Source organism: Dysgonomonas sp. UBA7710, from assembly GCF_002482385.1.
In the GTDB taxonomy this organism is placed as follows: Bacteria; Bacteroidota; Bacteroidia; order Bacteroidales; family Dysgonomonadaceae; genus Dysgonomonas.
Genome location: NZ_DLFW01000002.1, coordinates 245,180 through 259,798 on the forward strand (window position 1 = coordinate 245,180; position 14,619 = coordinate 259,798).

At 40.1% G+C, this 14,619-nt stretch carries 12 protein-coding genes; 6 read left to right on the plus strand and 6 right to left on the minus strand.

The genetic code is table 11. The annotated features are described in order from the left end of the window. Nucleotides 1-7: 7 nt before the first annotated feature. From B3317_RS01380 to B3317_RS01405, 6 genes are all read right to left on the minus strand, one after another. Nucleotides 8-3,109: a SusC/RagA family TonB-linked outer membrane protein gene (locus tag B3317_RS01380; protein ID WP_291107760.1), complete on the minus strand. Its 3,102-nt coding sequence runs from the start codon at nt 3,107-3,109 to the stop codon at nt 8-10. A 506-nt stretch (nt 3,110-3,615) separates the two neighbouring features. Beyond that, nucleotides 3,616-4,179: an NUDIX hydrolase gene (locus tag B3317_RS01385; RefSeq protein ID WP_291107762.1), complete on the minus strand. Its 564-nt coding sequence runs from the start codon at nt 4,177-4,179 to the stop codon at nt 3,616-3,618. Nucleotides 4,180-4,200: 21 nt separating this feature from the next. Then, nucleotides 4,201-4,536: a cupin domain-containing protein gene (locus B3317_RS01390; protein WP_291107764.1), complete on the minus strand. Its 336-nt coding sequence runs from the start codon at nt 4,534-4,536 to the stop codon at nt 4,201-4,203. Between the two features lie 62 nt (nt 4,537-4,598). Next, nucleotides 4,599-5,417, minus strand: a complete 819-nt coding sequence (locus tag B3317_RS01395) for a peptidylprolyl isomerase (protein ID WP_414647409.1) — start codon at nt 5,415-5,417, stop codon at nt 4,599-4,601. A 37-nt stretch (nt 5,418-5,454) separates the two neighbouring features. Continuing rightward, nucleotides 5,455-6,159 carry a hypothetical protein gene (locus B3317_RS01400; RefSeq protein ID WP_291107767.1) on the minus strand — a complete coding sequence of 235 codons (705 nt, stop codon included), beginning with the start codon at nt 6,157-6,159 and terminating at the stop codon, nt 5,455-5,457. Nucleotides 6,160-6,647: 488 nt separating this feature from the next. Beyond that, nucleotides 6,648-7,376 carry a phBC6A51 family helix-turn-helix protein gene (locus B3317_RS01405; protein WP_291107769.1) on the minus strand — a complete coding sequence of 243 codons (729 nt, stop codon included), beginning with the start codon at nt 7,374-7,376 and terminating at the stop codon, nt 6,648-6,650. A 709-nt stretch (nt 7,377-8,085) separates the two neighbouring features. Between B3317_RS01405 and pyrH the strand changes: the two genes are divergently transcribed. The 6 genes from pyrH (at nt 8,086) to gmd (ending at nt 14,605) form a co-directional block, all read left to right on the plus strand. Next, nucleotides 8,086-8,796, plus strand: coding sequence for a UMP kinase (pyrH, locus tag B3317_RS01410; protein ID WP_291107772.1), 711 nt, complete (start codon nt 8,086-8,088; stop codon nt 8,794-8,796). 115 nt (nt 8,797-8,911) lie between these two features. Further along, entirely contained in the window at nt 8,912-9,472 is a 561-nt protein-coding gene (gene frr, locus B3317_RS01415) for a ribosome recycling factor (protein ID WP_291107776.1), read from the plus strand. Between the two features lie 101 nt (nt 9,473-9,573). Continuing rightward, nucleotides 9,574-10,500, plus strand: coding sequence for a ribosome small subunit-dependent GTPase A (gene rsgA / locus B3317_RS01420; protein WP_291107779.1), 927 nt, complete (start codon nt 9,574-9,576; stop codon nt 10,498-10,500). Between the two features lie 111 nt (nt 10,501-10,611). Beyond that, entirely contained in the window at nt 10,612-12,045 is a 1,434-nt protein-coding gene (gene cls, locus B3317_RS01425; RefSeq protein ID WP_291108474.1) for a cardiolipin synthase, read from the plus strand. 200 nt (nt 12,046-12,245) lie between these two features. After that, nucleotides 12,246-13,289, plus strand: coding sequence for a peroxiredoxin family protein (locus tag B3317_RS01430; protein ID WP_291107782.1), 1,044 nt, complete (start codon nt 12,246-12,248; stop codon nt 13,287-13,289). 161 nt (nt 13,290-13,450) lie between these two features. Then, entirely contained in the window at nt 13,451-14,605 is a 1,155-nt protein-coding gene (gene gmd, locus B3317_RS01435) for a GDP-mannose 4,6-dehydratase (RefSeq protein ID WP_291107785.1), read from the plus strand. The last annotated feature ends 14 nt before the right edge of the window (nt 14,606-14,619 follow it).

Consider the following 14,619-nt stretch of genomic DNA (forward strand, 5'->3'; position numbering starts at 1 on the left):
TAATATTTTAAAAATCAAACTTCAAATTAAAACCGACATAACGCATAGCTGGTGCATTGAGAGCTTCCTTTTCGTAATTATACCCGTTTTCATAAATACCGTCAGGATCAGCGTACTTAAATTCTTTCGCCCAGAAAAAAAGGTTTTGCCCTACCAAAGAAATATGCGCATTCTTGAGTCCGGTCTTGCTCAGGACAGAATTCGGTATCTTATATCCGACAGCTATTTCACGCAGTTTGAGGAATGTGAGATCCTGAATGTTCTGACTTCTTGTACTGCCGTTCCACGGATGATACTGCTTGGTATAAGCTTCGTACGATACTTCTATATCATTTGGGGCAAAAACACGGTTGTCTTCCAGTATATTTCCATATGAATCATACTTCACCGATCCTGAAACGACTTTTACACCTTGTCCTATGTAGTTTGTTTTTCCGTTAACAACTTCATCGTATCTCCATTGGTTATCACTGCCGGGATGTGTTCCCGAGTTCCACATGGACTGTTCCAAACGGTTATAGGCCTTACCTCCCACACGCCCGTCAATAGAGAAGTCGAGAGTGAAGTTCTTGTAACTGATATGGTTGTTAAAACCCCAGACCCAGTCGGCACGTTCGAATCCTGCATTTGTCGGATATTTACTCAAGACCGGCATACCTCCGCTATGAATGATATTACCTTCGGGGTCCCTTTCCCAGTCATATACTTCGAACCAGTCCCAACGTTGTCCGGATTCAACCCATGGCCTGTCTGTCGAATAAGTATCATCAATCTTATGATAGAAATAACGGTCGCGTCCCCAATTGGCTGTTGCGGTCCACTTCAGGTTTTTACTGTCGATCACGTCTCCCGATAGAGTTAATTCCCATCCCTTTTTCTCGCGTTCTTCACCGTAATTAATCAGTGTACTGTTAAAACCCGAAGCATAACTAAGGGTTGCGCTGCGTTGTATATCGTATTGTAATTGTCTGTAATAAGCCAGATCGAATTTCAACCGGTTTTTAAAGAAGTGGAGTATGGTACCTACTTCGAATGTTTTTTTAGTTTCGGGACGGAGAGCAACATCCCGTATGGTGGTAGGATAGTAAGCCGAGCTTTGTCCGTCCCACGTATTTTGGTTAATATTATACACTTTATTGATTGCATACACACTTGCCGGTTTCTTGCTTACAGTCCAGGAGCTTCTCAGTTTTAGAAAGCTGAACCATTCCGGCAATTTGATCAGTTCGGATAAAATTGCACTTCCTGAAACAGATGGGTAAAAATACGAGCGTTCGGACTCTTCCAATGTCGAAACCCAGTCATTCCGGCCTGTTACTTCGAGGAACAGAATACTTTTCCATGACATATCTATTTTTCCGTATAAGCTGTTTACCTGTTTTTTTTGTATAGAGCTGCTGGTTCCGGGAAGATCTTTGGATGACTTGAGCGAATAGAATCCCGGAACAATCAAACCGCCATTGGTATTGCTCGAAGCCCAGTCCTTGTGATAATAGTTTATACCTGTTCCTATAAGCCCTCCTACATTAAAATCCGCAAAAGTTTTATCGGCAAGCAGCATTCCGTCACCTGTTACACTATATCCTCTGTTGTTATTCACGCTATATGCTCCTTTCCAACTGTTCCGGACATCAAGGGGTGTTTTTGCTTCAAACTTCTCCGTATAGAAGTCAGACCCGATTCTGGCTGTAGCTTTTAACCAATCGGTAAATTGGTAGTTAGCTGTTAGTTGCCCGTTAGCTTTATTTTCCATTTCGGAGCGGACAACTTCATTGGCTAATAAATATGGATTGTTGTAGTCGGCATCGTAAAGCCAGTTTTGCTCTATATTTTCCTTGCCTTTCTTCCAGTAATTTTTGAATTCACGCAGGTCGAAATCTGTACCTGTCCATACGACTAGGTTATACATATACCCCTGACCGCTGTAGCCCGAACCTAAATATTGAGGAGTGTAGCTTCCGTTATAGGTGATGGACGCGTCTAATGAAAACTTACCCGCTTTCATATCCCCGGCTACGGAATAGTTGAATTTATTTATCTTGTTACCGGGAAACTGGCCTTTATTATAGATGTGTGTGAATGAAGTTCTTACGCTTCCATTTTTTGCTTTGTAAGCGACATTTATATTATTATTGGTTATAAAAGATGTTTCGAGGAAGTTTTTGAAATTATCTTTCCCCTTCGATACCAAGGGCATTTCTTCCCATTGATAAGTTTGCGGATTGTACTGGACAGCAGTTCTTCCTATATCCAGTTTGTCACCCCAGATGTATTCACTCTTTCCTTGCAGGTATTTACCTCCTGATCCGCTGCTATAAGAGGATTGTACCTCGGGAATAACCAAATATCCCAGATTAAACATGGTGTTGCTGTTTACATTGACACTAAGCCCTTCTTTACTTCCTCTTTTAGTCGTTACCATAATAGCGCCGGAAGCTCCTTTTTCTCCATAGAGAGCCGATGCTGTCGCACCCTTCAAAACCGTTAATGATTCGATATCATCGGCGGATAATTCTCCCAGACCTGTATTTTCGAAAGGGATACCATCGATAACGATCAAAGGCTTCTCTCCGCGTAAAAGTATGGCCGGCGCCGAGTTGAATTCATTTTTGTTGAGTATGGTTACGCCAGCGATTTTTCCACTAAGAGAGGTCGCGATATTTGCTCCTTTTACCGCTGTCAATTCATCCCCTTTGATATTTTGCGCCGAATACCCAAGAGCTTTTTCCGAACGTTTGATTCCGAGAGCCGTAACCACGACATCATCAAGGATATTGTCCTGTTCTTCCAGAATGATATTCAAACCTATACCGGCTTTAATATCCTGTTTTACAAAGCCCATGAAGGAGATTTCCAATATGGCGTCGGCAGTTACTTTTAAGAAAAACGTTCCATCTGTATCGGCTATCGTTCCGTTTGTAGTCCCTTTTTCTTTAATGGATACCCCCGGCAGGGGTTCACCACTGGAATCCTTTATGGTTCCGGAGGCCGTAACCGGGTTTTGACGTACATCTTTCACTGAAGTCAGACCTGTCCCTTCGGCCGGTAGTACCGCGGAAGGCCATGCAGCCATAAAACCAGTGATGAAGAATGTTAAACAAACTTTCATGAGTCTCACGGGAAGACACTTTTTTTGTCTTCCATTCTTTGTTTTGGTTTTTAATTTCATGTGTTTAAATTTAAGATTAACAATGGTTTGTATTAATTATAATAACTGGAACACTCAGTAACCTGAAATACAATAATGCGACAATACATGTTTTAAATTACTTAATGGAATAGAAATGTAAATATATGGTAAAAAAGACCATAGTAAAATAGTGATTTATCACTGTTTTTACTAATTGGTAAATCATCTATAATCATCTAGTTATCACAATAAGGATACGGGATACCTATATTGCAATCTCTCCTGTGAAATAACTGAATAAAAAGAGGTCGATATGGAAGTTCTCTATTCGGAAGAACTGTTTTCTATCCAATTCTTCGATTTTCTTCATGACACTGTGCGGTATAGATTTGGGGACGAATTTAGAATGCTTCATTCTGGATTCGACAATTTTGAAGACCCCGATATTTGTGCTTTCGACTTTTATTACGGAGAAGTGTATTACTTCAAATCAAATGATTTTCAGCTATATATCTCCATAGCGGCGCAGCCTGGACAGACTGCTTGATACCATCCTTTTTTAATAACGATACAAGTTCATCTGCAGATAGCAAATGTACAGATATATCCTCGGTAGCTTCCAGATTCTGCTCCGAAATCTTTTCTACATCGGTAGCAAGAAAACAATGAGTCATATTGGTATGCGTTCCCGGATTGACTGATATTTCCATATATTTCGTCCAGTTACCCTTACCATATCCTGTTTCTTCAAGCAACTCCCGTTGCGCAGAAACCTCAAAGGAAGGGTCATACTTTTCAGCTACTCCCGCGCATAATTCCATAGACGTGTATCCGAGTCCGTGCCTGTATTGGCGTACAAGAATAAATTCCTTGTCCTTTGTGATGGCTATAATGTTTACCCAATCAGGGTAGTCGAGCAGGTAGTAATCGGGGATTTCATTTCCGTTCGGCAGTTGTATATGCTCGCGCCGGACTGTAAGCCAAGGTTCCTGAAAAAGATATTCACTATTTAATACTTTCCAGGCTTTGTCATCAGTTTTATTGTTCATTATCGTAGTTTGTAGATTATCTTATATAAAATCTTTTCTCACGGGAGAAAATGCATCTATGACCGCACCTTTTTCCTGACAGATAAGTCCGTGTACTGCTCCCGAAGGCACATAAAAGCCGTCACCCTTCACCAGTTCCTGCTTTTTCCCATCTATGGTGACTTCAAATCTGCCACTTTCTATATATGATGATTGTACATGCGGATGGCTATGCATATCGCCAATGCTTCCTTTTTCGAAAGATACTTTGACCAGCATCAGTTCGTCATTATATCCCAGTATTTGCCTGGTAACACCTTCACCTACGGTTTCGGTGATTATATCTCTTTGAAGAATAAACTCTTTGCTTTCTTTCATGTTCAGGTAATCTCCAATGTTTAGCTATATGTTGAGTTGTTAAGCCAACAAGGCCAACAGCTTTATTTTTCCAATACTATGACATTCATAAGGATACCTTTCAGAGGTTTATCCTTCTCATTTGTTTTCACATTTTGTATTTTGTCCACTACATCCATACCTTCGATCACTTCACCAAAGACGGTATATGCATTATCCAGATGCGGCGCTCCTCCTCTGGTTTTATAATATTCGCGCTGCTCGTCGGTGTATACTGTTTCCGGTTTCCGGGCATTTGCCTGTTCTTCTGCTTCAGAGAGCATCTTACTTCTTAATTCTGTTATAGCAGAACGGTTTCCTTCCTTATACAGAGCCTTTATTGTATCCATGTTGGCAGACTGGATGCCATTATAAATACTTTGTTTCAGCCGTTCGAACCGTACTTTTTCCAGTTCGTTCAGTTTATTGTCGAAAGCAAGTTCCCCGGTGACGATATAAAACTGTGAAGCATCAGAAGCTTTTGTCGGGTTTTCGGCGTCACCCCAGCGGGCTGCGCCCAAGGCTCCCCGTTTATGATAATGTAGAGGAAATTTTATTTCGGAAGGGATAGTATCTCCCATTGTTTTATCTTCGGGGATGGTATCGCCATCGGCTATATTCCGGGTTTTGGGATCTCCTCCCTGAATCATAAAATCCTTTATTACCCGGTGAAATGTCAGGTCTTTATAGAAACCTTCCTCAGCCAGTTTAAGAAAATTATCACGATGTACAGGAGTTTCATTGTACAGCTTGATTTTTATATTGCCATAGCTGGTCTGTAATAGTACCACTGGTTCTTTCGGTTTGTTACTGCACATAGTTATTGTTGATAGGATTATAGGTATAAACCAAAGTTTTTTCATATCGGTTTCTTTAAAGTAGATGCAAATGTACTCATTCTCAAAACAAGTTATAATAATATGTGCTCATCCTTTCCATGGATTTTGTCATATCAAAACCGGCCTCTTCCGCTTTCCTCTTCATATCCACTTCATTATCGAATACTTCAGCCTGTTTTGTCGCAAAATGGAATATGACATATTTTATTTCAGTCTTAGAATACGATACTGTTTTTGCCAGCAGCATATTCTTATCAAAAGCAAAAAACGTGATGTTGGAAAGTACATTTTTAGCCTTGTTTGTTTCTTTGACTATATTTTTTATACCGCTTTCATCATCCAGAGTCCCGTATTCCATATCATCTATGGCATTTATAGAATAAGGATATATCAGCGGAATACGATAGCTATCCCTGAATCCGGCATAGGTAAAATATGTTTCGGGGATGATAGAATCCGCAGGCTGCATCGCTTTCAGGCTGTTCATATAAGGAGAATCACCGTAATACATTGTATATGCATCGGCAATAGATTCTATGGCCTGTTCTTTTATTTCGGGTACCTTCTCAACGACGGTATTAACCCCTTTATATACCAGATATACTCCGCAGAAAACAGCAAGTATAAAGAAAAGAATAGCCAACAGGCAGCCCGTGTCACGGCTTTTTTTATTACTCCATTTTACGATGGCCCAGAATATAGCCACTATCATAAACAAACCTGACAAAAGAGTAATAACCAGAAGAATCAAACCTTTTATAACCATAATTCATATTTTTTTTATTCGCATTTCAGGTATTCTTGAAAACAAAAATAGCTAAATATTATCAAATCAGCATATTTTGAACAAGGCAAATGGCTTTTCAGTTAACAGTCATCAGTTAACAGTTAACACCTCGTATCTTGTTTACTTGTCTACCCGTATCTCTTATAGCTATCAACTTATTACTTAAAACTTACTACTTGTTAAAACCTGACAAATCTGACACTTTTCAGTTAACAGCTTTTACAGTTAACAGTCATTAGTTAACAATCCATAGCTTGTAAAAACTTCGCGCCTTTGCGTCTTTACGTGAAACAAAATAGAGTATCTTGTAACCCCTAACTGTTAAAAGGTAACACATATTTCAGCTTTTAGCTGATAGCTATCAGCCGTTAGCTTAGGCTATCGCATAAGTGACTTTACAGTCAACAGTCATCAGTTAATAACTTGTATTTCGTATCTTGTTTACTCGTCTACTTGTATCTTAAAAATCAATCCGTTCTTGATGTATATCCCGGCGGCAGAAACGGATAAAGATTCTTCGGCTTGGGTTTTTCTACCGGAGTGGCAGGCGGTTGCACAACAGGCGACTGTTCCTCCGCTTTATCCTGTTTGTCTACCTGCTCACTTTTCACTTTTCGTTCTTCACTTTCCGTTTTTCGTTCTTCACTTTTCACTTTTTTCTCCTCTTCCAACTCTTTATCCACGGCAGTCACTATCTCCGGATTGAGCGCGCCGCCCGAACGGAAACCGTTCTCCTTTAATATCATCAGTTGCCGTCTGGTTTCCCCGTCCTGTACCTCGATAACCAGCGGACGTTTCTCCCTGCTTTCCAACTGCTGCTGCTCTCTCCTTTTTTCTTCCTTCTCCAATACCATCTTTATAGCCCGCAGGCAGGGCGGGCAATATTTTTTCTTTACAATCCGCGATTTTTCTGCCATTTCACCCGTCACCGGATGGACCATATAAATAATTTTCTCCTCTTTGGTTACATACCCTTCCAGTAATTGTTTCAGCCCGATGCGGGCATTGGCTACCAGTGCTTCATCACGGCGGATAAATGCTTCTTCCACTGCTTCCTTAAATTCGGGTTTAGTCTTTTTCCATTCGTAGAAGGTTTGACGGCTTATCTGCAATATTTTGCAGATTTCGGATACTCCGTGAAGGTCTTGCTCGATCATTTCTGCGATACGTTCGGCGGTTTTGTCGTTATATTTCATAATGTTAAAGGTTTTGGCCCCTCTCGTCCTCCACACAGGGCAGGGCTGTTAAGTTCTAATTTTTTATACCCTCTGTGTCATGTTGAACGGAGTGAAACATCTCGTTTCTCAGGGTCGGGATCCTTCGTTTCACTCAGGATGACAGCAGAAAATAACAGAACAAAGTAGAGAACTTAACAGCCCTGCCCCACAGGGGAGCCTACAAAGAGGGTATTGTTTGTTAATATACCATTTAAAAAAGCTAATCTCTAACAGCTTTATACTATAGATAAACTTCCTCAAAAAAGATAAAATCTCGTGCGTTTGTCCTGATGTTTTGAAAGAATAAAATCCGAATAGCAGATTTTGTTTTTCATAGTTTATGCCAATCAGTTGTTGAAGTGATATTGTAGTATAAAATTGTTCTATTTTTATTGACTACGCTTCGTTTCGTCAGAATGTTCATTTTGGCATTGCCCAAAACGAACCAAAAGGCTAGCGCTTCGCTCCTCGGTGACCCAAAACGGATTGGGTGCCCCACCTGCGTCACTAATGCGCGAAGGCTGACGCACGGCGCTAAAGCATTTTTGATTACTTTTTTTGCTTAGGAAAAAAGTAATACAAGCAATCTTCGATTGCGCGTAGCTGAAAAAAACAAACATTAAAATATAACTACTGATTCGCATAATTTGGTAAATTGTGCTAGATTTGCATATACAAAGAATAAAATATGGCAAAATACGGAAGAATACTCCTGAAGTTAAGTGGTGAATCCCTGATGGGAGACCAGCAATATGGTATAGATGTTAACAGGTTGAACTCATATGCAGAGCAGATAAAGTCTGTCGCTGATATGGGTGTCCAAATCAGCATTGTTATAGGAGGAGGAAATATATTCCGCGGACTGAGTGGGGCTTCGAAAGGTTATGACAGAGTGAAAGGCGACCAGATGGGCATGCTTGCAACAGTCATTAATAGCCTGGCGTTAAGCTCGGCTTTGGTCGCTATCGGCCAGAAAGCCAGAGTGCTGACCGCTATCCGAATGGAACCTATCGGTGAGATTTACAGCAAATGGAAAGCAATAGAGTCTATGGAAAACGGCGAAGTTGTTATTTTATCATGTGGTACGGGAAATCCGTTCTTTACCACTGATACAGGCTCATCGTTGCGTGGGATAGAAATTGAAGCCGATGTTATGCTCAAGGGGACGCGCGTAGACGGTGTATATACGGCAGATCCGGAGAAAGACCCGTCAGCCGTTAAATTCGAAAGTATTTCATATGACGAAGTTTATTCTCGCGGGCTGAAAGTGATGGATATGACAGCTACTGTGATGTGTAAAGAAAATAACCTGCCTGTCGTTGTCTTCGATATGGATACTCCGGGTAATCTGGAGCGGTTGATGAACGGCGAGAATATAGGCACTTATGTGCATGCGTAGTTAGTAGCAAGTTTGCCTCGCTTTCGTTTCGGCGAATGTTATTCTTTCGCCCTGCCGGACAGTTACGAGTTACAAAAGTCTTTGATCTTGAAATCTTGAAATCTTGAAATAAATTATGACAGACCTAAAACAAATCGGAAAAAAAGCAGAAGATAAAATGCAGGCTTCTGTAGAGTTTCTTGATGAAACTCTATCCCGTATACGTGCGGGAAAGGCAAATCCTCATATCCTCGACGGGATAAAACTTGAATATTATGGTTCGCTTACTCCGCTTAGCGGCGTAGCGGCAATTAATACACCGGATGCGCGGACCATCGTTATTCAGCCATGGGAAAAACAAATGTTGAAAGAGGTTGAGAAAGCTATTCTTAACTCCGACGTGGGTATTACTCCTGATAATAACGGGGAGATTATCCGCCTGTCTATCCCTCCTTTGACCGAAGAGCGGCGTAAACAACTGGTAAAACAAGCCAAACAAGAGGCAGAGGAAGCAAAAGTAAGTATCCGTAATGCGCGCCGCGATGCTATCGATTCAATCAAAAAGTCGGTAAAAGACGGAGTTGCAGAAGATATGGCAAAGGATGCGGAAAATGATATGCAGAAACTTCACGATAAATACATTAAGAAAATCGATGATGTATTTGCTCTGAAAGAAAAAGAAATATTGACAGTATAAAGCTGATGATCTGATTATCTAATATGCCAATGTGCCGATGAAGTTCTGCAATTATTCATCATTGGCACATTGGCATATTAATTCATTGGCACATTAAGTATATGAATGGTCTTGTAATAAAGAATACGGGTAGCTGGTATCTGGTTCGCACTGACGACGGGAAGAATATCGAATGTAAGATAAAAGGGAACTTTCGTCTTAAAGGTATACGCAGTACCAATCCTATCGCAGTAGGGGACAGGGTCAGCATTGTTGAAAACAACGAAGGTACAGCCCTGATAACCGAAATCGGAGACCGGAAGAATTATATTATCCGCCGATCTTCCAATTTGTCGAAGCAGTCCCATATTTTGGCAGCGAATATCGACCTGTGCTTTCTTATCGTTACCATTAACCATCCGGTGACATCCACTGTTTTTATCGACCGTTTTCTTGCATCGGCAGAGGCATACCGTGTTCCTGTGAATCTTATATTCAATAAAACGGATATTTATACGGAAGAAGAAACCGGGTACATGGAAGCTCTGATCGGCCTGTACAACCACATAGGTTATCCGAGCCTCAGAATCTCGGCTTTAGAAAAAGATGGAATAGAAACTTTACAAGAAAAGATAAAAGGGAAAATAACATTGTTTTCTGGGCACTCGGGTGTTGGTAAATCTACCCTTATTAATACCCTCATTCCTGATACGGGACTAAAGACGGGAGCAATATCAGGTTATCATGGAAAAGGAATGCATACGACCACTTTTTCCGAAATGATAGAATTATCTCAGGGAGGTTTTATCATAGATACTCCCGGTATCAAAGGCTTTGGCACGGTGGATATGGAAAAGGAAGAGATTTTTCATTTCTTCCCCGATATCTTCAGGTTTTCGAAAGACTGCCGTTTTCACAATTGTATCCATATCAATGAGCCCGATTGTGCGGTGAGGGCTGCTGTAGAAAAACATTACATAAGCGAGAGCCGATACAAGTCATATCTGAATATGATGGAAGAGGAGGCTGACGGGAAATATAGAAAATAACCTTGCATATTATTGAATCTGCGCCCTGACAATAACGATTAAATTTAAATAGTTAATGCCTAAAACTCATATTTTATTATAACTTTGGTGTTATAAGCTATTTGTATGCCAATGGAATCAATGGAAGCCGCAGATAATCTGATCCTTATTTTTCAAATCCTGTATGTTGTTACAGCATTGGGAACGATGATCATTGTCATTTCGGAAAACAGGAATCCTTTGAAAACTATTTCGTGGGTGCTTATTCTGTTGTTGTTACCGTTGGTTGGGCTCATTATCTATTATTTCTTCGGGGAGGATAGCCGGAAACAACGTCTTATCTCCCATAAGATGTATAAGAAACTTAATCGCCGTTCTATCGGTCGCAAAGAGCTGCTCGAGACATTGAATCCGCCTGCCGAGCATAGAGGATTGGTAAATCTCCTGAACAGGCTCAAAGGCGCACCTTTATATGGTGGTAGCAATGTTACCTTTTATTCGGATGGAATAGCGAAATTTTACGCTCTCTTCGAGGAACTGGAAAAAGCGAAGAAACATATTCATATCCAATACTATATTTTCCTTGACGATGAAATAGGCCGAAAAACCTGTGATATCCTTGTTCGTAAAGCAGCAGAAGGAGTAGAGGTGCGTCTTATATATGACGATGTAGGGTCGTGGAAGGCCAAGCGTCGCTTCTTTAAGGAAATGCAGGGGCAGGGCATTGAAGTTCAGCCGTTCCTGAAAGTAGCATTTAAGTTCTTAACCAGCCGGGTAAATTACCGTAATCACAGAAAAATTGTAGTTATAGACGGTAAAATAGGATTTGTGGGAGGAATGAATATTGCCGACAGATATATTAACGGAGTAAGTTTCGGGACTTGGCGAGATAGCCATATAAAGATAGAAGGAAAAGCTGTAGCCGGATTACAAACATCTTTCCTTATAGACTGGTACTCTTCCCGTAAAGAATTTCTGGCCTCCGATACATATTATCCTGTTCTGGAAAGTAAAGGTGATAACCTGATACAACTTGTTACCAGTGGACCGGTAGGTCCGTTTAAAGATATACATCTCGGTATTTTGCAGGCAATATCCACCGCTAAGGAATGTATTTATATTCAAACTCCTTATTTTGTACCCACCGATGCATTATTGCTTGCTCTTCAGATGGCTTCGATGCGTGGGGTGGATGTAAGGTTGATGCTTCCCCGGCATTCGGATACGACATTCGTGCATATTGCCTCTATGTCGTATCTTAAAGATGTACTGGACGCAAAAGTAAGTGTCTTTTTCTATGAAGCCGGATTTTTGCATTCGAAACTAATGGTTATTGACGGTTCCCTTACGATAACAGGTTCAGCGAATATGGATGTGCGGAGTTTCGAACATAATTTTGAAATAGACGCGTTTATATACAATGAAAATACTTGTGATGCAGCAAAGGATATATTCTTCAGGGACATGGAGCAATCCTCTCTGTTGTCCGCCGAAGAATGGGAGAAAAGATCGAGATTCGAGAAGTTTAAAGAATCGGTTATGCGCCTGTTCTCCCCACTATTATAAATATAAATAAGGGCTTATATTGTCTGATCTGGTTTTATGAAAATATAATGAAGAAAAAGCTATTTATATTGTGTTTAAGCTATCTAATTCCTTTTGTGCTAAGTGCTCAAAAAATAAGTATATCGCTGCCAGAACAGTCAAATAAGGAATATACATTTATTTTAAGTAAAGGTATAAAGCAGGATACTATCCAAAAAGGTATGCTTTCTTTTGCCGGTGATGTGATAATTAACATACCTGAAAAAGAAAAATATTATGAGGGTATGGGATCACTACAGATAAAAGATGTCAGACCATTAAATATAATTGTTAATCATGAAGACTTTAGCGTAGAGCAAGGCCCGGATCAAAAATATATATTCAAAAATTCCCGGGAAAATGAATATTTATATTCTGTTATACAAGAAGGAGCGCGGCCGGCTCAGGATACAACTCTCTATGCTTCATCTTTTATTGGATTAGTCCGTTATATGCAGCAATTGAACAGGCTGGCCTCTCAGGGTGGAAGCCTTATGGAAAAAGCTAATGCCCGTTTGTATGCGTTAAATCAACTCGATATGGATAAGCTCTACACCAGCGGTATATGGTATAATGTTGTAGATGGATTAACTAAATTGACGCCCGATCGACAATTGATGGCCGAAGATATGGTACGTCTAATGAAACGGATAAAATCGCAAGAGGTTTTTGAGCATCTCGCTAATAATTTAATTCTCATTACCGAGCAATACGGATGGGATGATGCATTCGATGTTATAGTACCTTATATAGAAGAATCAGGCAGGATAGCTGTTCCGCAAGGCAGGATCTTTGATGCATTTGCATTAGCAAAGGTTCGCAAAGGAACGCTCGCTCCGGCTTTGGATGGTTTGTCGCCGTCGTTGATAGAAGCCGGGTATAGCCGGACTCTATTAGTTTTCTATCAGCCCGATTGTGAGAACTGCCATACTCAAATTGATCGATTGATAAATGATTATCCAAAACTAAAGGAACAAAACATACGCATAGTTTCTATATCCTCAGATACCAATAAGGATGTATTTGCCGGAGATGTAAAGCGTTTTCCATGGCCTGATTCTGATAAGCTGTGTGATTATAAGGGCTTTGCCGGTATTAACTTTGTCAGATATGGGATAATGAGTACCCCGACATTCTTTTTGTTAGATGAGAAGGGAGCGGTAATAAAACGCTATGCTTTAATTACAGATATTGATTTCAGTACTAGCCTGAAAGAAGAAAAATGAAGTTTTTTCACCAAAATAAAGATATTTTTATTTGTATTAGTTAAAAAAACTATATCTTTGTGGCTTGTGTGTTCTGTTTGGGAAACCAGACTTAGATTTATAGAGTTAAAGAATAATTATTGAAAAGTAAATCTTAATAAGGTATTTATTAAGTAATTTTTATGAGCAAAAAAGTTGCACTCATCACAGGCGTTACAGGACAGGATGGAGCATATCTATCTGAATATTTGATAAAAAAGGGGTATACAGTCCATGGTATTAAAAGACGGTCGTCTTTGTTTAATACAGACCGTATAGATCATTTGTATCAAGATCCTCATGATGAAAATCGGAATATGATTCTTCATTACGGAGACATGACAGATAGTATGAATCTTACTCGTATTATCGGAGATGTCCAACCAGATGAAATATACAACCTTGCGGCAATGAGCCATGTAAAGGTTAGCTTTGATACCCCGGAATATACAGCAAATGCGGATGGTATTGGTACTCTTCGTGTGTTAGAAGCCGTTCGTTTGTTAAACTTAACTGATAAAACGAGGATATATCAGGCATCAACATCCGAATTATATGGATTGGTACAAGAAGTGCCACAAAAAGAAACAACCCCATTCTATCCAAGAAGTCCTTATGCTGTTGCCAAGTTGTATGGTTACTGGATTACCGTAAACTATCGGGAAGCCTATGGAATGCATGCAAGTAATGGTATTTTATTTAATCATGAATCTCCATTGAGGGGGGAGACTTTTGTTACGCGAAAAGTTACCCGTGCCGTTTCCCGCATCGCCTTAGGGCTCCAAAAGAAAGTTTATATGGGGAACTTGTCCAGTAAAAGGGATTGGGGGCATGCCAAAGATTATATAAAAGCAATGTACCTTATCCTTCAACAGGATACTCCGGATGATTATGTAATTTCTACAGGAGTAACAACAACAATCCGTGACTTTATAAAAATGTCGTTCTCGGAATTAGGGGTTGAGGTAGATTTTAGAGGAGAGAATGAAGCAGAAGAGGGGTATATCGTAAATGTTAATGATGACACTTTTTCTAAAGTAGTTGGTGAAGAGTATCTGTCTTCTTTTAAGAAAAGAATAGGAGATACTGTTGTCGGAGTTGACCCTGCATATTTTCGCCCAACAGAAGTTGAATTATTAATTGGAGATAATACTAAAGCCAGGACTAAGTTAGGATGGGAGCCAACTTATGATCTCAGAGCTCTCTGTAAGGATATGGTAAAGCATGACATTGAGTTGATGAAGAAAGAAGAATTTCTGAAAAATGGAGGATATCGGATTTTGAATTACTTTGAGTAAGGAGAAAGATTGGA

What these genes read in the sequence shown, in the direction of transcription:
- B3317_RS01380 (WP_291107760.1), bottom strand. Translation starts at nt 3,109, where the DNA reads ATGAAAGTTTGTTTAACATTCTTCATCACTGGTTTTATGGCTGCATGG.
- B3317_RS01385 (WP_291107762.1), bottom strand. Translation starts at nt 4,179, where the DNA reads ATGAACAATAAAACTGATGACAAAGCCTGGAAAGTATTAAATAGTGAA.
- B3317_RS01390 (WP_291107764.1), bottom strand. Translation starts at nt 4,536, where the DNA reads ATGAAAGAAAGCAAAGAGTTTATTCTTCAAAGAGATATAATCACCGAA.
- B3317_RS01395 (WP_414647409.1), bottom strand. Translation starts at nt 5,417, where the DNA reads ATGAAAAAACTTTGGTTTATACCTATAATCCTATCAACAATAACTATG.
- B3317_RS01400 (WP_291107767.1), bottom strand. Translation starts at nt 6,159, where the DNA reads ATGGTTATAAAAGGTTTGATTCTTCTGGTTATTACTCTTTTGTCAGGT.
- B3317_RS01405 (WP_291107769.1), bottom strand. Translation starts at nt 7,376, where the DNA reads ATGAAATATAACGACAAAACCGCCGAACGTATCGCAGAAATGATCGAG.
- pyrH (WP_291107772.1), top strand. Translation starts at nt 8,086, where the DNA reads ATGGCAAAATACGGAAGAATACTCCTGAAGTTAAGTGGTGAATCCCTG.
- frr (WP_291107776.1), top strand. Translation starts at nt 8,912, where the DNA reads ATGACAGACCTAAAACAAATCGGAAAAAAAGCAGAAGATAAAATGCAG.
- rsgA (WP_291107779.1), top strand. Translation starts at nt 9,574, where the DNA reads ATGAATGGTCTTGTAATAAAGAATACGGGTAGCTGGTATCTGGTTCGC.
- cls (WP_291108474.1), top strand. Translation starts at nt 10,612, where the DNA reads ATGGAATCAATGGAAGCCGCAGATAATCTGATCCTTATTTTTCAAATC.
- B3317_RS01430 (WP_291107782.1), top strand. Translation starts at nt 12,246, where the DNA reads ATGCTTTCTTTTGCCGGTGATGTGATAATTAACATACCTGAAAAAGAA.
- gmd (WP_291107785.1), top strand. Translation starts at nt 13,451, where the DNA reads ATGAGCAAAAAAGTTGCACTCATCACAGGCGTTACAGGACAGGATGGA.